An 18,254-nucleotide genomic window follows, 5' to 3' on the forward strand; every position below is an offset into this window, starting at 1 on the left:
AGGAGTAATTCTCATGAGTGTATGGAAACGAATTAAAGGAATACTAACAAAACCTGAACCACCGCAGGCAGAGAAAACGATGCTTCAGCTTGCACCTGGTGATATCTGTGAGGTTTCTCTGGTCACTTATGAAGTCGTTGGTCGGGTACAAAATCGCGCTAGAAATGCAGTTGTGCTCACGCTGCAGGATGGTACCGCATTTCGATATTTGCATATCGAAGAACGGGAACTCACACGTTACGCTCTATATACACCAATTGATGGCAGGCTTGATGCACCTGATGAGGTGCCCACATTGCTGGACCTGGATGGACGCGCATTTCATCTGGAGGAAGAGTATGGAGGCATGGTATCAACGGCAGGTAGAACTCCATATGGCCAGGCTGGAGAACAATTGGTATGGCAGTATCAGTCGGATGATAATATGCTTCTTCGGGTGGAGTGGCAAGACAGAAGATTTACACTGTATGAGGGTGAGTCCATTCTTCCTGCGGATATCAAAGTAATTCGTTCGAGCTAGGAGAGGTTCCCAATGAAAAAACGCTTGGCACATGGATTAAAATTAATGCTGGTCCTCAGCCTTGTGATGTCTCTGTTGTCCGCGTGCGGAGCACCTTCTGTTCAGGACACATATCCGCTTGAATCGGTTAACGGCAGTGGTAACTCAACGTCCTATGTGTACCGGGCTTCAGACCGTACCGTTCCGGAAGTGGCTCAGGAATTGTCTGACCAAAGGCAACCGGATCAGATCTCGGCAGAGAACACAGAGCGTATGTTCCTCGTGTATCAGGACGAGTATTATCACCTGCAACAAGACCCGAATAAGCCGGAGGATACCTTAGTAGAGGTGGACTCCAAGGAATATGTTCGGCAGAACTACGATTCATCTTTTTTACAAGGTTACCTCACCGCTACATTAATTGGTAATCTGTTCGATTCTTTTGGCGGGCGAGGGTATGGCAACTATCGGGGATATACCAATAAAGATACGTATAAACCGAGTGCAGGATCTTATCGTGCACCAACAAGTAATGACAAGAAGCTTGCTCCACCTATTACTGTTGATCGGAAAGGTACGATTACAAGGCGCGGAAGCGATAAAGATTCAAGCGTGGGATCTGGCGGAGGATTATTCAACCGCAACAAGGATCAGAGCAAGGGAACCATTGATCGTAACAAGAGCAGTGGCGGGTTGTTTGATTCACCTAAGAAATCCTACAAAAAACCAAAAACCAGAGTGGGCGGCGGCCGAATTAAGAGGCGAAGATAATAAACATCTAATCATAAGGATGGCTGCCAATCGCATAGTTCATTTAAGAACAGTGACAAGGGAAGGCGGATTCACCTCGCCGGCACATGACCTTGGAGCTGTTCTTTTTCGTTTACGATTTGCGAACATGATTTGACTTGCGTACACGGGGAATCGTTGAAGCAGGCTGTTTGCGAATCCAGCGGATAAATGGAATCATTCGTTCATCCTGTCTCAGGGATTGCAGATCCGTGAGACCAAGGGTTACAATGTCGCGATTAGTGTATAGCGAATGAATCTGTTTGTGACAGGGGATGCACAGGTTGGCTGTTGGCAGAAATGTTCCTCCCATTTCTTTCGGTGTCAGATGATGAACGGTCGTGTTTACAGGTTCTCTGCCGCATAATTCACATCGTTTACTCATGATCATCGCCTCCCTTTGTCAATTATATTATGGGCAGACAAGTTGCCTTTCATGTTGAATATAGGTCAAGGAATGTTACACCTGTATGAAATAAGATTTTGTCACAGTATTCAATACGTGATGTACTTGTTATCTTACAGTATTCGGGCTACACTTTCTTAAAAGATGAATGTCTCTAGGAGGTAAGAATACTTTTGAAACTGAACTCACATTCACATGATATGACAACTGCCAAATTCAATCGTACAGCTGTACAGGTGCCGGATGCCCAAGCCAAAATCGCTGCAAGAGTTACTTTAGGCTCCATAGAGAAAGTTCACCTTGAATCTGCTCATGGCCGTACACTTGCAGAGACTATTCAAGCACCTCATCCGTATCCATTCTTCCGGAGATCGGGTATGGATGGATTCGCAATTATAAGTACAGATACCATAGATGCATCGAGTGATCATCAAGTTTGGTTTCGAGTCATTGATGAAATTCCTTGCGGGTACACCTCGGACCACAACATTGTTTCAGGTACGACGGCTCGAATAATGACCGGTGCACAGGTTCCAGAAGGTGCAGATGCGGTAGTCATGATGGAGATGACCGAGAGCAAGGTAGAGAACGGAGAACAATGGATTGCATTGAAACGGCACATATTGTCGGGTGCTAACATCACCCCAATCGGATTGGAAGTCCAAGAGGGACAGCAACTGCTCGAAGCAGGAACGATCATCAGGGCAGGAGAGCAGTCCGTGTTAGCTACTTTTGGCATAGCAGAAGTTCCCGTATTTCAACGTCCAAAGGTGGCGATATTCGCAACCGGCACGGAATTGCTTGATGTAGATGAGCCATTGCAACCAGGTCGGATTCGAAACAGCAATAGTTACATGCTGCGCTCTCTGGTTGTTGAAGCAGGAGGAGAGCCTGTGATGTATGGTTCCATTGCAGACGATGTGAATACGGCAAGGGCCAAACTGGAAGAAGCCATTCAAGATAATGATATCGTGGTGACCACAGGTGGTGTATCTGTCGGGGATTATGATATTATGGGCGAACTTGTGCTGGAAGAACATGTGGAGATGTTGTTTAACAAAGTGACGATGCGACCAGGCAGTGTGACCACAGCTGCTGTATATAAAGATAAATTGCTATTTGCACTTTCCGGTAACCCTGGGGCTTGTTTTGTGGGCTTTAGTTTGTTTGTTCGTCCAACCATTCGTTCCATGCAGGCGGATGCTCATCCTTATTTGGAAGAATGGACTGCGATCTTGGAAGAAGAGTACACCAAAGTGAACAATTTTACACGATTCGTTCGTGGACGCACAGAGATCCGCAACGGCATGGTGTACGCGATACCGGCTGCCGCCCGTGTAGATGAATCCAGCGTGATGATCACCATTAAGGACAGTGATTGCCTGATTGTTGTTCCACCTGAGAAAAAAGGTATTCCTGCGGGTGAGCAGGTACGTATTATTAAACTTCCCACAGGTCATGTGAGGTAGTTGATAGATGACTACAATGAGTGATACAAAACCACATATCATACAGATTGTTGGATACAAAAACACGGGCAAGACAACCCTGACAGCCGCGCTGATCAGGCACTTTTCTTCCTTGAGACTTAAGGTAGCTGCGATTAAGCATGATGGACATGACCATTTTGAGATGGATCAAGAAGGAACGGATTCGTATCAATTTGGAGAGGCTGGGGCCTCGGCGGTGGTTGTCATGTCAGAGAAACGTACTGCGATTATGGAGCGACAGGCAACCAAGTTGGAGGATATGTTAAGTCATCTGTCCGGTTATGATTGGATTGTCATTGAAGGATTCAAGGATGCTTCTTATCCCAAATTCGTGATGGTTCGAGAAGAGGAAGATCTGACCTTGGTTGATCAGCTTAAAGGGGTAGTTGGTATGATCTCATGGTTACCTTCAGAGCAGTTTATAGAGCGGAGCACCGTAAGCAGAGATATAACATGGTACTCGGTTCATGAAACGGAGGATATAGCCAAAGCGTTGTTACAGATGGTTGAGAGCAAGTGAAGACAGAATGGTGAATTCGAATCGTGGAAACGTCAAGAAGTGGGATATTATGGTGGCTTCACATGATTGAATGTACAGAGAGCGTGATTGATTCTTTTTTAAATATAACGTAATATTTATTATGTAAACTATAATTATTTCTACTTATGCTCTTCTTCTTGAATGATGCAAAAAAACAAAAAAGCAGCAGACCTTTCTCGGATCGAAATCCTTGATGTGGCTTGCTGCTTTTATTCTGTTCGGGATGTTACATCCCGTCATCAGTACGACGTTCGATGGCTTCGGACATCGTTTTGTCGGTAAGGTGAGCATAGATCTCGGTCGTTTCCGTAGAAGCGTGTCCAAGCTGCTCTTTCGTTTTGTAAATATCATTTTGCAAATAATAGTCGGTTGCGAATGAATGGCGTAATTTGTGCACAGTCAAGTATGGTTTGCCAAAGCGCTTGGCGTATTTCATAATCATGGCCTGGATCGCTCTTTTGGTCATTCGACTTCCTTCTGAATCTCCGTTACGCAAAGCAATGAACAGACCTTTCTCACGCTTGGGCGTACGGTAACGTGATTGCCGCAGGTTCATATAAGTTGCGAGTTCATCCTTGGCCTGTTCCCTGAAATAAACGGGTGTTTTGTACGTCTCATCATTGTTACCTTTGCGATAAACATACAAGAGTTTGTTGTTCAGATCGAGATCATCAACGTTCAGGTTCACGACCTCCGACACCCGTAAACCTGAATTGAGGATCAGGCTGGCAATGCAGGCGTCCCGTTCTTTGTTGAGCTCATGGGAATACAGTGCCTGTTTGTTCTTTTCCATATCAACAGCGTACCCTTCAAGGATATAGCCGATAAATTCCAGCAGTTCCTCTTCCTCCAGAATTTTACCTTTGAGTTTGGCAGCGGTGTCCTTGGGTTTATGGGTTCGTTTGATCTCGATTTTGGCCATAATGTTCCGCTTCAGCAAAGGATAAAAGTCTTCATCTTCCGCAATCTGGCTCAAATAATGGAAAAGGGAACGAAGGGAAGAGAGTTTGCGAGATACGGTAATTCTGGAATTGGTTCCTTCCCGTTTGGTTGTGAGAAATAACCGATAGGCGGTAACCGAATCCATGCGAAGGACTTCCAGTTCATTCAAAGTTACTTCTTTATTAGAGCTTGCCTCGGACAGCCCTTCTGCTCGCAACCATCCGAAGAAAGCTTCGTAATCTCTCAGATATTCGAGCAGGGTAGAGGGGGACAGGTCAGGTAGCTTGTAGTCCATGAATTGCTGAACGAACCAAGGCATGGAAGGTAGTTTGTCATCCAGCTTGCGTCGATCAATCTCTTTTTGCACGTTGGTCAAGTTCGACACCTCCATGTGAAAAACATATAAGATTAATATTCAATTTAATAGTATTCTATGCTCTAGTGTACCATAATTTACATGCTCACAGCTTGTTCACCAAAGCAGGCAGTAAGTAGAGGATGCTTCCTTGCCCTTCGGCGCGTAAACCATTAAAGTAATTAGTATACGTAAAGCAGAGGAGGTGAACCGGATGAATATGAAAATAGAACTGGTTCCCCGGGAACGCAGTCAGGTGATTCGGCATTTAATGCAATTTTATCTATATGATTTTACCAAATATCTGAATATTGATGTGGACAGTAACGGCATTTTTCCGGAGTATCCGGGTCTGGAAGCATTCTGGACAGAAGAGGACCGTAAGTTTCCTTTTTTGATTACAAGTGATGGGGCACCTGCAGGGTTTGCTCTGGTGGAGAAGTTGGAGCCTGGAAGTAAGGATAACGACTACTATTTGACTGAGTTTTTTGTGATGCAAAAATATCGGCGCAGTGGAGTGGGCACTCGGGCAGCCTATGAGCTGTTCAAACGTTTTCCAGGAAGATGGAAAGTGACCCAGGTTCGTAACAATGTTATTGCGCAGGCGTTCTGGCGAAAAATTATAGGGGAGTATACTGGAGGCCGCTTTCGAGAGAAGTTCCATCCGGAACTGGGCAATCCAAGCCAATATTTTGTAACCTGATTCCAATCGGGACTTCACTTACATATAAAGCATTCTGTTTGAATGCAGAAATTAAAAAACTAATGAAGGGGTGAGTAACATGAACGTACCCACATTCCATCTTGATGGACAGACAGCACTGGTGACAGGTGCAGGGAGAGGGATCGGAAAAGCAATTGCGATTGGACTTGCCCAGTCAGGCAGTGACGTTGTACTTGTATCCCGAACGATGAAAGAAATTGAGGAGACAGCCACCTACATCTATGAACAGACAGGGCGTAAAGCGCTCGCTCTGACTGCGGATGTGACATCAAAAGGACAACTGGAAGAGACGTTTCAAGAGGCAATCTCGGAGATGGGTAGTCTGGACATTCTGGTGAATAACGCAGGTATGAACATACGGACTCCAGCACTTGAAGTAACGGACGAGCAGTGGGAGACCATCATGCAGACAAACTTAAAATCGGCTTTCTTCGCTTCGCAGTTGGCGGGTCAGCATATGAAAGAACGTGGGACTGGGAAGATCATCAACATCTCTTCGGTAGGTGGGCATACGGCTTTGCGGACAGGGGTTGTATATGGTGCGACCAAAGCTGCATTAATTCATATGACCAAAGTTCTCGCATTGGAATGGGGGAAATATGGAATCCGTGTCAATTCAGTAGGACCATGGTATTTCCGAACACCTCTGACCGAAAAACTGCTGGATGATCCCCAGTATTTGCAGGAAATTGTAAGTCGTACACCGCTACAGCGAGTGGGAGAACTGGAAGAAGTGGTAGGGCCAGTTGTATTCCTGGCATCAGATGCAGCGGGATACATAACGGGTCAGACGTTATTGGTTGACGGTGGAATGTCCATTTATGGCTTCTAAATAAATGAAGTTGGTTGTAGTTTAGAAAAGTGGGTGGCATAACCAACTCATGGGTAATAACATAGGGAAAGTTAATCATTTCTATTTATCTGTACCCAATTCACTGAACTTGGAGGAAGATAACCATGGAAACGCGCAAGTACGGTAATACTGGCATGAACGTAAGTACACTTGGATTTGGCGGAGCGGAAATAGGCAAAAATGTATCCAAAACGGATGTAGCGACATTGCTGAATAGTGCCCTCGATGCAGGATTAAACGTAATTGACACGGCTGAATGTTACGGGGACAGCGAGGAATTAATCGGTGAGGTGCTGTCACATCGGCGTGATGACTACTATTTGTTCACCAAATGTGGACATGCTGCCGGGATCGAAGGTCCAGATTGGGATGCCAAAGTACTGGAGCAAACGATTGACCGCAGTCTGAAAAGGCTGAAAACGGACTATGTGGATGTTATCCATTTGCATAGCTGCTCTGAAGAAGTACTCCGCCAAGGAGCAGTAATCGAAGTGCTACAGCGTGCCAAGGAAGCAGGAAAGACCAGATTTATCGGATACAGTGGGGATACAACAGATGCGCTATATGCGATTCAGACCGGAGTATTTGACAGCCTGGAGACTTCATTAAATATCGCAGATCAGGAAGCAATTGAACTTACGTTGCCTGAGGCAAGAAAAAGAAACATGGGTGTAATCGCGAAAAGACCAATTGCCAATGCGGCCTGGACGTATGAAACACTTTCGGAAGAGGCTTATCCATTTATATACTGGAAGCGCTTAAGTGAACTAAACTATGGTTTTCTGGGTGAAGATGCCCAGGCAGCGGTGGAAACAGCACTGCGATTTACGCTAAGTACCAAAGGTGTAGACACAGCTATTGTAGGAACAGCTAAGCCAAATCGCTGGCAGCAAAATGCTGATCTTGTGGCTAAAGGGCCACTTCCGCAGGAACTGTATGATGAGATTAGAGCGCGATGGAAAGAAATCGCCGGAGCAGATTGGACTGGGCGGACTTAAAAAATGAAGAATATTAGCGGAGCCGCCATATGGCGGCTTTTTTTATGACCAACATAAAATATTTTCAATATATGAAAAATTCATAATAGTATTCGGAACAGAGGCTGCGAGAAATTTTAGGGGATAATGCCTATACGTCAGCTTAGCCCGAAAACCGGTGAAAAAGGATAAAAAGGAAAAATCCCAGGAAGTAGCCCTTCTTATAAACAACTAAATTTATAAAAAACGACGAAGCTATTAAGAAAATACGAAAAAGAGGCAGTCTACGTTCATTTAAAAGAAATAACGACTTATTTTATAATATTTCAGCATATGAAAAATTCACAATAGAAAAATCATTTTCTCACCTTAGTTACCATCTCTCATATAGCTACATTGACGCACCACCAAGTTTAAAAGGAAAACCATTCTAAGCGATTGAAGTCAACCACTTTTTTTACGGATTTAAATAGAATTGAAAATATATCTTTATTCTGATGCTTAAAAAGCATACAGCTTAAATTTATCATCAGAATGAATTAAACATATTAATTATTATGTAAACTAATAATAATTCTTTTGGCAATACAGACATAAAACCTCCATGACCTGTAAATCGTAAGGGGATAAGGTAGAAGGAGGAGCTTCATGAAAAGTCAGCAACACCGTAAAAACGACGACGAAAAACTAAGTTGGGTCAGCCTATCCTTGTTTGGCGCGGGTTGCACACTGGGAACGGGATTTTTTCTAGGGACCAGTCTGGCGATTCATTGGGCTGGGATATCCGTACTTATATTGTTGGTGCTGGCGGCGGCAGGTACTTACTTTGTATTTGGTGCACTGGCACAGATGACCGCAGAAGATCCAAAGGAAGGTGCTTTTCGAACGTATGCAGGCGAAGCATTCGGACCTTGGGCTGGTTTTGGTAGTGGATGGATGTACTGGTTCTCTGAAATGCTCATCATGGGCAGCTCATTAACGGCACTTGGGCTGTTCTCTCAATTCTGGTTTCCCAAGTTTCCGCTTTGGGCATTTGTTGCGATCTATGCCGCTATAGGTTTGTTCATTGCTGCATTGGGAGCGAAGGGATTAACCAAAACGGAGAATATTCTTGCTGTAATCAAACTTGCTGCAACGGTTGCATTTATAGCTATAGCAGGAGCGGCTTGTCTGGGTTGGTTACCTGTAAAAGTGACACCAGAGCAATTGAAGAATGAATGGTTCCCGCATGGAGGTAAAGGGGTATGGACCGGTTTCATCTATGCATTCTTTGCCTTTGCCGGGATCGAGGTCATGGGCTTGATGGCAGCCAATCTGAAAGAGCCAAAAGATGCAGTGAAATCAGGTCGAGTAATGTTATTATCGGTGAGTACACTCTATGTGATTTCAATTGCGTTGATCCTGTTGCTTGTGCCTTCAGCTCAGTTAACTCCAGATGAAAGTCCGCTTGTCAAAGCCATGTCAACCATTGGATTAACCGTTGTGGTCCACATTCTCAACGGAATTCTGATTATAGCCGGATTTTCGACGATGGTGGCTTCGTTATATGCCATTACGTCCATGTTGGTGAAACTCGCAGAAGATGGAGATGCACCAAAGCTGTTCACAAAGACCTGGGGTAAAAAGGACATGCCAATTCAGGCATTGTGTTGCACAGCGGCTGGATTAGTCCTGTCTACGTTGATGGCATTATGGATGCCCAAGAGTTTGTTTGAATATGTGACGACAGCAGGTAGTCTGGTATTAATGTATACATGGCTGCTCATCTGCATCACGTACATTAAGAAAATGAAGCCCGTGAAGTGGAATCGCATAAAAGTATGGATTGCCATAGTATTCATTGTGGCTGCTGTGGCTGGGACAGCGATGGAAAAAGCCAGCAGAACAGGTCTGCTGGCAAGTGTGGGACTTGTGGTGTTCCTTGGGATTATCACATATGTTGTTCATAAGGTACGTGGCTCGAAACCACCGCAGTCAGCACCATCCAAACCATAAGCAAGTTTCAGCAACTTTCGTGGAAGTTGCACAACGAATTAATGAGTGCTTTAAAATTATTTCGTCAACTTGCCTAGGGCTTGCTTCATCCGCATAAAGGGACATTTGGAAGGTGTCTGCTCATCATCAGGCAGAAAATACTGTTTCCATTCCAGATTATCCTGCTGACCATACCACATCAGCGAAGGGTGAGCAGGGACAGCATCATACGAAGCGAGACGTTTGCGAATTAAGGTTTTCATTTTACGGCCAAGAGGGGTGTTGTCATTAATGGATTCGAATACCCACCGCGGTTGAAAAGCAAACATGAGATAAGGAAAATGCCGGCTGGCTCGGAGTTCATGTGCAGGAGTTGCACAGAAACAAAAGTAAGGCTCTCCGCCAAAGCAAAACTCCCATGATGAATCATGAGGATCGGTTGATATATGTTCCGGCCACGGCTCGGTATCGTGTGAACTTACCCGATTAAGCATTTGCCAGAATAACGTCTGATATTGCTCTACCGTTGTATGATCTTTCAGATCACTTGGCGTCTCACAGATCACAACCATGGAAGCGTAATGGCCAGTGTCTCTGGAGACAGGACCATATTGTCTAAGCAGATCGGCCATATCTTCGGCAGCCTGTTCTGATCGGGGGTCACACGTAAAGCCGTACCTCAAATGTCCTGACAGAAATCCCATTCGTCCAGGTACACATGGATACGTATTATCTTCATCGGCGATCATTTTACCAAATTGCGAATAAGCGTCCTGCTGCCAACATGGAAGACGCTCAAACAAGGTGTTTATTTCGTCGGCACTATACAGCTCCGCCATTGATTCCCAACTCCATTCCACATGATACCGTTACAGTATTAATGTGGGGGAAGTTGGGTGACTGTCCAGTCTGATTTTATTGTCAGAAAAAAATGGAACGTACAGCTTCGTACCCAAAATACAAACCAAATCCGATCAGGCAGATTCCCGAAATGATGGAGATCCAGCGTAATACATTTTCACTGCTATGTTTGTGGAATCGACTGGCCATTCCAGCCATAATGACATCCCACACCAGGATACCAATGAATATGCCTGAACTGTAGAGCAGCAAATGAGCCATGTCCGTGTGCTTCACAGTTGTCGCGAGAATAGAGCCATAGATCCCAAGCCAAAATAAAATGTTCAGTGGATTGGACAGGGCCATTAAAAAGCCGGAAATAAAGGATTTTCGAACAGTCGCTTCCGCAGTAGATGTACCTTGAATCCCCTGTTTCAGCTTCGAGAGCGTTTCCACTCCCGTGTAAATCAGAATAAAACTGCCAAATGACCAGAGAAAAGAGCGCATGAACGGCGTGTCCAGAAAATGGGCAACTCCAAAATAAATCAGCAGCATATACACCAAGTCTGCAAACATAGCTCCGAGTCCTAGAATCCAGGCATGCATGAATCCATGTCGAGCTCCACGGTCCAGTTGAGCTGCATTAATCGGACCGATTGGAGCTGACAATGATATTCCCAGAATAATATAACTGAACAGTACAGACATAAACACGTTCACTCCTTAACGGGTTCGACGAATTGTACCAGTAGTCACATAAAATGGGTACAAGTCATCGTATTCCCGCAAGGAGTGAATTAGAACAAACTGTGAGGATATAACACTTTAAACAGCAGGCGACTCCACATCGAGTTGAACAGGTGTACAATGATAGCCATTGCAAGAACTTTCCTCGCATGGACAAGCTGATAAACCGATGATCAGATCCATCAAAGCTTCCATTTCAACATAATCCCCTGCACATGATTCGGGAGCGATAACATCAATTTTGCCTTCACCATCTACTACGGAATTCATAAACAGATTGAAAGGATAATGTTGATCAGGGGGAGAGATACCGAAAGGTTCAAGAGCAGTATTCAGATTATTATAACAACTGGGATGGTCCTTTTTATCATATAAGACCTCATACATTTCCGGACGACAGGCCGAATTGAAAAAATCATGAATGCCTACAGTTTCACTGACAATGGAAATGAGAGGTTTATAACGGTTGGAATACAGGCATTGCCCCGGTTTAATTCTGTAATTGCGCAGGACATCGAGGGTTACCCCGGGATCAAGCCGATTATTAATATTCTGTGCATCATAAGCGACAAAGTCAACCACTTGCTGCCCCTCCAGATCAGTTATACGGATCAGTGAGCCTTTTTTCACTTTAAGAGCGTAGCCTGTCTTGGCAGGAATGTGAATAGATTGCTTATGAGATTCCGTTGAATTCATCACTGTCTCCTCCGAGGTCTTTTTACTTCAGTATGCGGAGATGACATTGCTTTCATGCACTATAGCAAGTAATGTAGGCATGCGAATATGAAGAATAAGAATAGGGTGCATGAAAGATTACTCATCAAAAACGTGTGAAATATTGCGTTTATGCTGGGAACAGCGGATTACCTTTCATCCCAATCCAGAGGTCTGATTGTTCAAGCTGTCCAGCCAGATGTAACAACCAATCTTCGCGTCCCTTGGTTGCCATCACTTGAACGCCCATTGGCAAACCTTCAGGTGTCACATGCAGAGGTACACTTATCGCAGGCTGGCCTGTCAGATTTGCAAGCTGGGTGAACGGTGTATACGTAAGACTTGGCTCAAACATTTCATAGATGAGTTGCTGCTGCTGGGTCTTGTCCAATTCACTGATTCGCATCAGATTACGGATCTGTTCGTCATGAGGTGTTAATTCCCCAATCTTAGGCGCAGGAAAAGCATTAACAGGTGTGACGTAGAAGTCATAACGCTCAAATAAGGTGGACATCTGAGCTGCAGCTACATCCCATTCAGCTAAGCTATGTACAAATTCCGCAGCGGACACCTTTTTGCCTGCTTCAGCCAGAACCCAGGATTCAATCTCCATATCATCGGAGGTCAGAGCCCGGCCCATGGACCGTTCCATGGAAGAGATCATCGCGGCCATCTCACCACTGTTCATCATGTAATAGTTCTCCATCAACCGAACTCCATTGACTGGACTCAGTTTTTCCTCAACATGATGACCTTGATCTTCCAACCAGCGAACGAGCTTGTATACAGACTCTTTGGCTTCTGCGCAGACAGGTGTACCCACGGGCGAATCCGTTGTGTATGCAATTTTCAGTTTGCGTTGATGTGGATAGCTCATATCTGCCAAGTAACTGCCTGGAAAGAGTGGAGCATGGAACGCAGCTTCGGGCTGAATGACTTGTAACGTATCAAGCAATGCAGCACTGTCCCGAACCGAGCGAGAGAGGGCAAAATCAATCGATGCGCCTTGCCATTGACGACCAACTCCCGGTCCTACAGGTGTGCGCCCGCGTGTTGGCTTCAATCCAAACAATCCGCTAAAGGAAGCCGGGATACGAATCGAACCACCTCCGTCACTGGCTCCAGCGAGAGGAACAATACCCGAAGCTACAGCCGCGGCAGCTCCACCGCTTGAACCACCTGGAGTGTGATTTATATTCCATGGATTGCGAGTTGGACCATGGAGGCGGGGCTCTGTGATATTTTTCAAGCCAAATTCAGGCGTATTGGTATGTCCTATGAAGATAAAGCCTGCATCACGGAGTCGAGTGACAAAATTGGAATTGCGTAATGCACGATGCTCGCTGAACAAACGTGAGCCTGAAGTCAGAAATTCGCCTTCCAAGGATTGCGAGATATCTTTCAGGAGCAGGGGAACACCGGCAAAAGGTTGTTCTCCAGGGCGAACCAAACCGGCTTCCTCACGTGCGCGATTTTCATATGTACGAATAACCGCATTAAGTTGCGGATTCACTTCTTCAAGGCGTGCAAACGCCGCTTCCAGCATTTCAACCGGGGATACCTCCCGGGATCGGATCAGTTCAGCCAAACCTACGGCGTCGTAGGAGGTATATGAGAATGAAGACATCATGATCGTTCCTCTCTGAATATAATTATCTGTTTATTCCATATGTCATCGTACCACCGGATTGGATAAAAGACAAAACATAGAAGAGACTTAGCGCGATGATTTTGATATTCGGTATGAGAGGAGAGAATAGAGGGGCATTTGCGATATAGAAATAAAGCACAGGGTTAATAGCTCATATTGCAAATTGAGAAAATGATCGAGTAATATCGAGTAAATTGAGTAATGGAAATAAAAAACCACTGCTCATCTAATTTGATGTGCAATGGTTTTATTTTATATTTGACTATTTGTTTATATGTGAACCTCAGATATATCTACTTAATCTGTACGCAGCTTCGGTGCAGCATCGGCCGCAGTTGATGATCTTTCCTGCTGTCTGGAAATGGCGAAGAGGGCCACCCAGATCAGGATAAAACCAAGCAGCTGCTCCCATGTAATCAGTGTACGGAAAGCAATCCAGTTCACCAACACACCCGCCATCGGGAAGCTAAGTTCCGCGAGTGTTGCAACAGATGCTTTGGTTGACGACAGACCTTTGTAATACAACAGAAGACTTAGCAAACCTGGTAACAATGCCTGACCGAGAATATTGAGGATGACAGCAGTCTGTTCACCCGTTCCGGACGGAAATGTCCATGCCGCACCTTCGTTCCACGTCATAAAAATCAGGAGCGGGAGAGCAACGACAAAGCGAAGGGAGGTGACCGTTTCATAACGCGCCTGTCCCAGCATCAATCGGCCCATAACGGTTGAACCTCCCCATAAGGCAGCAGCCCCAAGGGATAACAAGCTTCCAGCATGAATCCAGTTGTCCCAGTTACCTAATGGCAATGTGAAGCCAAATGTAAGCAGGTAGGTTCCTGCTAATGCAATGAAGAACAATCCACCGAAGCGACGAGGCAACGTTTCTTTCAGTAACAGTTTAGCCAGAACGATAGCGAAGAGTGGTTGCATTTTTTGCAATAAAAGCACCGTATTCGGATCGTTATGTGTTAGTGCCATGGTGAACAATACCGTTGCGAGTGCTGATCCTCCCCATGAAATAAAAATCACGGCAATCCAGTGGCGAGCGCGTAGGTTTTTCAGATCAGCCCGAAATTTCCACAGCACGGGTATGGCAATAAGACTGACGATGATGTGTTCCACCAGTACAATCTGCGTGGATGTCATCGTGTTTAGCAAAATAATGCGGAAGAGTGGGTCGACACCCCATAAGGCGGCGCCGAGAACTACAAGCCAGAATCCAGTATTACTTCGTTCCTTGCGGTAAACAGGTGATGCTGCTGATGTCTTTTCCATATTCAGGACTCCTTCGTCAGAACACGGAATCTTCAGTTGGCAAAATCGACAAAAGCCCCCGTTTTGGTATATACCAAATAAACGGGGGCTCATCCAAAGACATGCGTCAGGAAAGAGGCCTTCCCGAGAACGGCATGTCAATGTGTTGATCTTCTCTCATCCGGACTGTACCGTCGGCCTTGGATTCACACCAAGTCAGTCGCTAGATGTCCTTCGTTAAGAACTAATAGCGAGTCGCGGGCTGGTTCCGAAGAACATCACCGCCGGTTGGGAATTGCACCCTACCCCGAAGATCCTATTCAATTATATAGTGTGTTGAACAAGCTGTAACATTAATAAGTTCATCTTATTCCTGTAAGCGCTAGCAGTTCAAGCATTTTTTTTAGAAAACGATTTTCCAGCTTCCTTGCTGTCTGCGAAGGAGCACGATCTGACCTGCGTGATACGCATCATGGAGTACCCAGCGAGCTAGTTCGTGTGCCCATTTCTCTTCGGAGTCCATATATGCGGCTTCAAGATCTGACTCTTGTAGTGCAGCCAATTGATCTCGCAACTGCTGGGCTAATCGAGTTGTACCCTGTAGCAGTGTATTCCATCCAGCTGCATCCGTCGGATCTCCGGAATTCCCAAACGTGTATTCATTGGAGTCTACAGCAGGAAGGGTAGGCTCCTTACCTTGCATGCGACATAATAAGCGATGGTTGTAATAATACATATGGTTAACCAACTGCCAGATGCTTAATCCCCCTGAGGGTGGAATCCAGGCTGCTTGTTCTGCTGTAAGACCCTCCAAGGATTTCGACAAAGGTACAATCCAATTACATTGATCCCAAGTATCATCCTTTTGAATAAGTAACACATCTAGTGCTGTTGTTTTTGTCATTGCCTTTTCCTCCTTGCGTATAATTGTGATTTGTGATGTAACTAGCTAAAACTGATTAATGAGGTTACACTTAATATAACACATCAAAGATGAGTTGTAACCTTCTTTATTTACTTAGATGGTTACGATAAACGGAGGTATATATGGACAGGTTATGGACCGATTTTGTAAACAGCGATTATCACGACTGGCGTGGGGGAGATCGATCGGAGGACAGACTAGGGAAGGCGAGCTGGCAGCAAGATTTTCTGGAACGATGGCAACTTAACGCTTCTGTCCCTTCATCTCCAGAAGATGAGTTGTCGATGAGAAATTTCAGGAATGAATTGATGGATCTTGGAGCCCGCTTGTCTTCTGGAGAATCATTAACGGATAAAGAAAAACAATGGTTGAATGGCGTTATGGAAGCAGGGCATGTGAGAAGAAAATTGACTACAATTGATCAGGGACTGAAACTCCAACTGGTAGCTGTAGAAACGGGTTGGCATCAGGTTATGGCTGAGGTAGCTGCTGATTTTGCTACGACTTTGGTAGCGGGAGAAGGCGGCAGGATTCGGATCTGTGATAATTCGGATTGTCGCTGGATGTTTTATGATGATACCCGAAGCAGAACACAGAAGTACTGTGATGATAAGATGTGTGGAAATCTGATGAAGGTCAGAAGATTTCGGGCGAAACGTAAATCCCAAAATTGATAAATACTAACAATAACTATATAATATATATATACTAGCGAAACAATAGTCAAAAGCAGTACGGATTCGTAAGCAGGATATGATCGTCTTTCAAACCAAATCAGATGGGAGATGTGTCTTGTGCGGACAAGTTATCTGTTGAAAAATGGCTGTGTGTTGTCGATGGATGCTCGAATTGGACAGTATAAGAGGGCGGACGTTCTGATTCAGGATTCACTGATCATGGCGATCCAGCCCGACCTGGATATTCCAGATGCGGAGATCATTGATGCTTCATCGATGATTATTATGCCTGGGCTGGTGGACACACATCGGCATGTGTGGGAATCACTGGTCAAAACAGCGGGAACCAACTGGTCCTTGCCAGTCTATTTGCAAAATCTCTATTATGGTGCGATGGGAAGCAAGCTCCGTCCAGAAGATAGTTATATTGCCAACTTACTCGGTTCCTTGGAAGCGCTTAATGCAGGAGTGACAACGGTGTTGGATTGGAGCATGCCGTATTCACCTGACCATACGGATGAACTGATTCGTGGACTTCAGGATGCTGGCATTCGGGCGGTATTTGCTCACGGAGTCCCTGGTGAGACGAACTACTGGAATCGGGATAGCCAACTCACGTATTCGAATAATGATGTGAGAAGAGTCAAAGAACGTTATTTTTCATCACGGGATCAATTACTTACCTATGGGCTTGCCATTCGTGGTCCAGAGTTCAGTCATTGGGATACAACCGTGAAGGAGATCGAACTTGCTCAAGAGCTGGATGTGATCTGTTCCATGCATGCCGGATTTGGCAGTTGGGGATCTGTGGATCGTTCGATTAGTCACTTGTACGAAGCGGGACTGTTAAGTCCACGAGTGAATATCGTTCATGGTAATACCATGGGCATGGATGAATACAAAATGCTGGCAGATAGCGGTGCTTCCTTGTCGGTCACACCTGAGGTTGAGATGATGATGGGTCATGGATATCCGGCCACCGGCTATTTTCTTGAACATGGGGGAACCCCTACACTTGGTGTAGATGTGGTGACTTCCACAGGCGGAGATATGTTCTCGCAGATGAAGTTTGCACTTCAAGCTGAACGATCCAGAGCCAACGAACAACTTTTGCAGCAGGGTGAGATGCCTGGTGAGTTGAACTTGCAGTCCAGCCAAGTACTGAGATTTGCAACTTCGGCTGGTGCCCAAGCATTGGGATTGGAGAAGAAGGTGGGTACGTTGACCCCAGGGAAGGAAGCAGATCTGATCATGATTCGTACCACCGATCTGAATCTGTTCCCCATCCATGATCCAATCGGCGCTGTCGTGCAATTTGCCAATCCATCCAATGTGGATACGGTCTTTGTGGCAGGTAGACTCGTGAAGCGAGAGGGTAAGCTGTTGCATGTTGATTTGGATGCGATTCGTCATATGGCGATGCAGAGCAAAGAGTATTTGTTATCCCAATACCGGATGTCAGATGCAGAGAGAATTGCTTTCTCGTGAACCCATAGTAAGAAAGAAAGGGCCGCATAATGATATGTGGCTCTTTTACATGCCTTCATATCGTCGAATTAGACAGGATAAGGGAGGAAGGGACAGCGGAAAAAGACGAAAAGAGCTCTCATTTTTTTAACTTCAGATAACAAGGGATATAAGGTGTTTTTCACGAAAATTAAGGCTCATAAAAACTGCGCATAATATAAATTATACGCAGTTTTGTTTTAAATCGATTTTCATATTTGTCCACGTGCAACAGTTCATGATAATTTTCGCGAAAAAAGAACAAAATAAGTGATCCTTAAAAATAAATTTAACCAAGCAACGCGATAACGTGTAGAATTCGATAGGTTTTTATAGGTGATCGATAAGATAGAACAAATGACTTTTTCATAGAACAGATGGGAAGCC

At 45.1% G+C, this 18,254-nt stretch carries 18 protein-coding genes and 1 riboswitch; of the genes, 10 read left to right on the forward strand and 8 right to left on the reverse strand.

The features are described 5' to 3' along the window. Nucleotides 1-13 precede the first annotated feature (13 nt). Nucleotides 14-520 (forward strand): DUF4178 domain-containing protein, encoded by a 507-nt coding sequence (locus tag BLS69_RS06120; RefSeq protein WP_076210134.1) that lies wholly within the window; start codon nucleotides 14-16, stop codon nucleotides 518-520. Nucleotides 521-532: 12 nt separating this feature from the next. Then, nucleotides 533-1,270, forward strand: coding sequence for a DUF4247 domain-containing protein (locus tag BLS69_RS06125; protein WP_091029419.1), 738 nt, complete (start codon nucleotides 533-535; stop codon nucleotides 1,268-1,270). Nucleotides 1,271-1,382: 112 nt separating this feature from the next. Here the strand turns inward: BLS69_RS06125 and BLS69_RS06130 are convergent, their stop codons facing one another. After that, entirely contained in the window at nucleotides 1,383-1,673 is a 291-nt protein-coding gene (locus BLS69_RS06130) for an HNH endonuclease (RefSeq protein ID WP_091029422.1), read from the reverse strand. 221 nt (nucleotides 1,674-1,894) lie between these two features. Between BLS69_RS06130 and glp the strand changes: the two genes are divergently transcribed. Both glp and mobB read left to right on the forward strand, forming a co-directional pair. Next, nucleotides 1,895-3,163, forward strand: coding sequence for a molybdopterin molybdotransferase MoeA (gene glp / locus BLS69_RS06135; protein ID WP_091034849.1), 1,269 nt, complete (start codon nucleotides 1,895-1,897; stop codon nucleotides 3,161-3,163). 7 nt (nucleotides 3,164-3,170) lie between these two features. Next, complete coding sequence (gene mobB / locus BLS69_RS06140; RefSeq protein ID WP_091029424.1) at nucleotides 3,171-3,704, forward strand: molybdopterin-guanine dinucleotide biosynthesis protein B; 534 nt, start codon at nucleotides 3,171-3,173, stop codon at nucleotides 3,702-3,704. A 247-nt stretch (nucleotides 3,705-3,951) separates the two neighbouring features. Here mobB and xerS read toward each other — a convergent pair whose 3' ends face one another. Next, on the reverse strand, nucleotides 3,952-5,043 hold the full coding sequence (gene xerS / locus BLS69_RS06145) for a tyrosine recombinase XerS (RefSeq protein WP_256332233.1): 1,092 nt from the start codon (nucleotides 5,041-5,043) through the stop codon (nucleotides 3,952-3,954). A gap of 193 nt (nucleotides 5,044-5,236) precedes the next feature. Between xerS and BLS69_RS06150 the strand changes: the two genes are divergently transcribed. The 4 genes from BLS69_RS06150 (at nucleotide 5,237) to BLS69_RS06165 (ending at nucleotide 9,571) form a co-directional block, all read left to right on the forward strand. Then, nucleotides 5,237-5,725 carry a GNAT family N-acetyltransferase gene (locus BLS69_RS06150; RefSeq protein WP_076210139.1) on the forward strand — a complete coding sequence of 163 codons (489 nt, stop codon included), beginning with the start codon at nucleotides 5,237-5,239 and terminating at the stop codon, nucleotides 5,723-5,725. Nucleotides 5,726-5,804: 79 nt separating this feature from the next. Further along, the gene (locus BLS69_RS06155; protein ID WP_091029430.1) at nucleotides 5,805-6,578 is read left to right on the forward strand and encodes an SDR family NAD(P)-dependent oxidoreductase; all 774 of its coding nucleotides are present in this window, start codon (nucleotides 5,805-5,807) and stop codon (nucleotides 6,576-6,578) included. Nucleotides 6,579-6,703: 125 nt separating this feature from the next. Continuing rightward, nucleotides 6,704-7,597, forward strand: coding sequence for an aldo/keto reductase (locus BLS69_RS06160; RefSeq protein WP_091029431.1), 894 nt, complete (start codon nucleotides 6,704-6,706; stop codon nucleotides 7,595-7,597). Between the two features lie 627 nt (nucleotides 7,598-8,224). Further along, on the forward strand, nucleotides 8,225-9,571 hold the full coding sequence (locus tag BLS69_RS06165) for an amino acid permease (RefSeq protein WP_091029434.1): 1,347 nt from the start codon (nucleotides 8,225-8,227) through the stop codon (nucleotides 9,569-9,571). Between the two features lie 56 nt (nucleotides 9,572-9,627). Here BLS69_RS06165 and BLS69_RS06170 read toward each other — a convergent pair whose 3' ends face one another. From BLS69_RS06170 to BLS69_RS06195, 6 genes are all read right to left on the reverse strand, one after another. Then, nucleotides 9,628-10,389, reverse strand: a complete 762-nt coding sequence (locus BLS69_RS06170; protein WP_091029437.1) for a YqcI/YcgG family protein — start codon at nucleotides 10,387-10,389, stop codon at nucleotides 9,628-9,630. A gap of 82 nt (nucleotides 10,390-10,471) precedes the next feature. Continuing rightward, nucleotides 10,472-11,098 carry a LysE family translocator gene (locus BLS69_RS06175; protein ID WP_091029439.1) on the reverse strand — a complete coding sequence of 209 codons (627 nt, stop codon included), beginning with the start codon at nucleotides 11,096-11,098 and terminating at the stop codon, nucleotides 10,472-10,474. A 117-nt stretch (nucleotides 11,099-11,215) separates the two neighbouring features. Further along, on the reverse strand, nucleotides 11,216-11,833 hold the full coding sequence (locus BLS69_RS06180; RefSeq protein ID WP_091029441.1) for a DUF1989 domain-containing protein: 618 nt from the start codon (nucleotides 11,831-11,833) through the stop codon (nucleotides 11,216-11,218). Nucleotides 11,834-11,981: 148 nt separating this feature from the next. Then, complete coding sequence (locus BLS69_RS06185; RefSeq protein ID WP_176872806.1) at nucleotides 11,982-13,478, reverse strand: amidase; 1,497 nt, start codon at nucleotides 13,476-13,478, stop codon at nucleotides 11,982-11,984. 321 nt (nucleotides 13,479-13,799) lie between these two features. Continuing rightward, nucleotides 13,800-14,780 carry a DMT family transporter gene (locus BLS69_RS06190; RefSeq protein WP_091029445.1) on the reverse strand — a complete coding sequence of 327 codons (981 nt, stop codon included), beginning with the start codon at nucleotides 14,778-14,780 and terminating at the stop codon, nucleotides 13,800-13,802. Nucleotides 14,781-14,924: 144 nt separating this feature from the next. Beyond that, a riboswitch (FMN riboswitch) is annotated at nucleotides 14,925-15,078 on the reverse strand. A gap of 84 nt (nucleotides 15,079-15,162) precedes the next feature. Beyond that, nucleotides 15,163-15,663: a DinB family protein gene (locus BLS69_RS06195; protein ID WP_091029446.1), complete on the reverse strand. Its 501-nt coding sequence runs from the start codon at nucleotides 15,661-15,663 to the stop codon at nucleotides 15,163-15,165. A gap of 143 nt (nucleotides 15,664-15,806) precedes the next feature. On the opposite strand from BLS69_RS06195, the gene BLS69_RS06200 reads away from it, so the two are divergent. Together BLS69_RS06200 and BLS69_RS06205 are read left to right on the forward strand one after the other, a co-directional pair. Beyond that, complete coding sequence (locus BLS69_RS06200) at nucleotides 15,807-16,358, forward strand: CGNR zinc finger domain-containing protein (RefSeq protein ID WP_091029449.1); 552 nt, start codon at nucleotides 15,807-15,809, stop codon at nucleotides 16,356-16,358. Between the two features lie 111 nt (nucleotides 16,359-16,469). Then, entirely contained in the window at nucleotides 16,470-17,849 is a 1,380-nt protein-coding gene (locus tag BLS69_RS06205) for an amidohydrolase family protein (RefSeq protein WP_091029451.1), read from the forward strand. Nucleotides 17,850-18,254 lie beyond the last annotated feature (405 nt).

Origin of the sequence: Paenibacillus sp. CF095 (genome assembly GCF_900101225.1) — a bacterium.
GTDB lineage: Bacteria > Bacillota > Bacilli > Paenibacillales > Paenibacillaceae > Paenibacillus.

Bases quoted from the DNA above. Each gene is read 5' to 3' on its own strand.
- BLS69_RS06205 (WP_091029451.1), top strand. From the start codon at position 16,470: ATGTGTCTTGTGCGGACAAGTTATCTGTTGAAAAATGGCTGTGTGTTG.
- BLS69_RS06155 (WP_091029430.1), top strand. From the start codon at position 5,805: ATGAACGTACCCACATTCCATCTTGATGGACAGACAGCACTGGTGACA.
- BLS69_RS06150 (WP_076210139.1), top strand. From the start codon at position 5,237: ATGAATATGAAAATAGAACTGGTTCCCCGGGAACGCAGTCAGGTGATT.
- BLS69_RS06125 (WP_091029419.1), top strand. From the start codon at position 533: ATGAAAAAACGCTTGGCACATGGATTAAAATTAATGCTGGTCCTCAGC.
- BLS69_RS06200 (WP_091029449.1), top strand. From the start codon at position 15,807: ATGGACAGGTTATGGACCGATTTTGTAAACAGCGATTATCACGACTGG.
- BLS69_RS06195 (WP_091029446.1), bottom strand. From the start codon at position 15,663: ATGACAAAAACAACAGCACTAGATGTGTTACTTATTCAAAAGGATGAT.
- BLS69_RS06170 (WP_091029437.1), bottom strand. From the start codon at position 10,389: ATGGCGGAGCTGTATAGTGCCGACGAAATAAACACCTTGTTTGAGCGT.
- BLS69_RS06175 (WP_091029439.1), bottom strand. From the start codon at position 11,098: ATGTCTGTACTGTTCAGTTATATTATTCTGGGAATATCATTGTCAGCT.
- glp (WP_091034849.1), top strand. From the start codon at position 1,895: ATGACAACTGCCAAATTCAATCGTACAGCTGTACAGGTGCCGGATGCC.
- BLS69_RS06120 (WP_076210134.1), top strand. From the start codon at position 14: ATGAGTGTATGGAAACGAATTAAAGGAATACTAACAAAACCTGAACCA.
- mobB (WP_091029424.1), top strand. From the start codon at position 3,171: ATGACTACAATGAGTGATACAAAACCACATATCATACAGATTGTTGGA.
- BLS69_RS06130 (WP_091029422.1), bottom strand. From the start codon at position 1,673: ATGAGTAAACGATGTGAATTATGCGGCAGAGAACCTGTAAACACGACC.
- BLS69_RS06165 (WP_091029434.1), top strand. From the start codon at position 8,225: ATGAAAAGTCAGCAACACCGTAAAAACGACGACGAAAAACTAAGTTGG.
- BLS69_RS06185 (WP_176872806.1), bottom strand. From the start codon at position 13,478: ATGTCTTCATTCTCATATACCTCCTACGACGCCGTAGGTTTGGCTGAA.
- BLS69_RS06190 (WP_091029445.1), bottom strand. From the start codon at position 14,780: ATGGAAAAGACATCAGCAGCATCACCTGTTTACCGCAAGGAACGAAGT.
- BLS69_RS06180 (WP_091029441.1), bottom strand. From the start codon at position 11,833: ATGAATTCAACGGAATCTCATAAGCAATCTATTCACATTCCTGCCAAG.
- BLS69_RS06160 (WP_091029431.1), top strand. From the start codon at position 6,704: ATGGAAACGCGCAAGTACGGTAATACTGGCATGAACGTAAGTACACTT.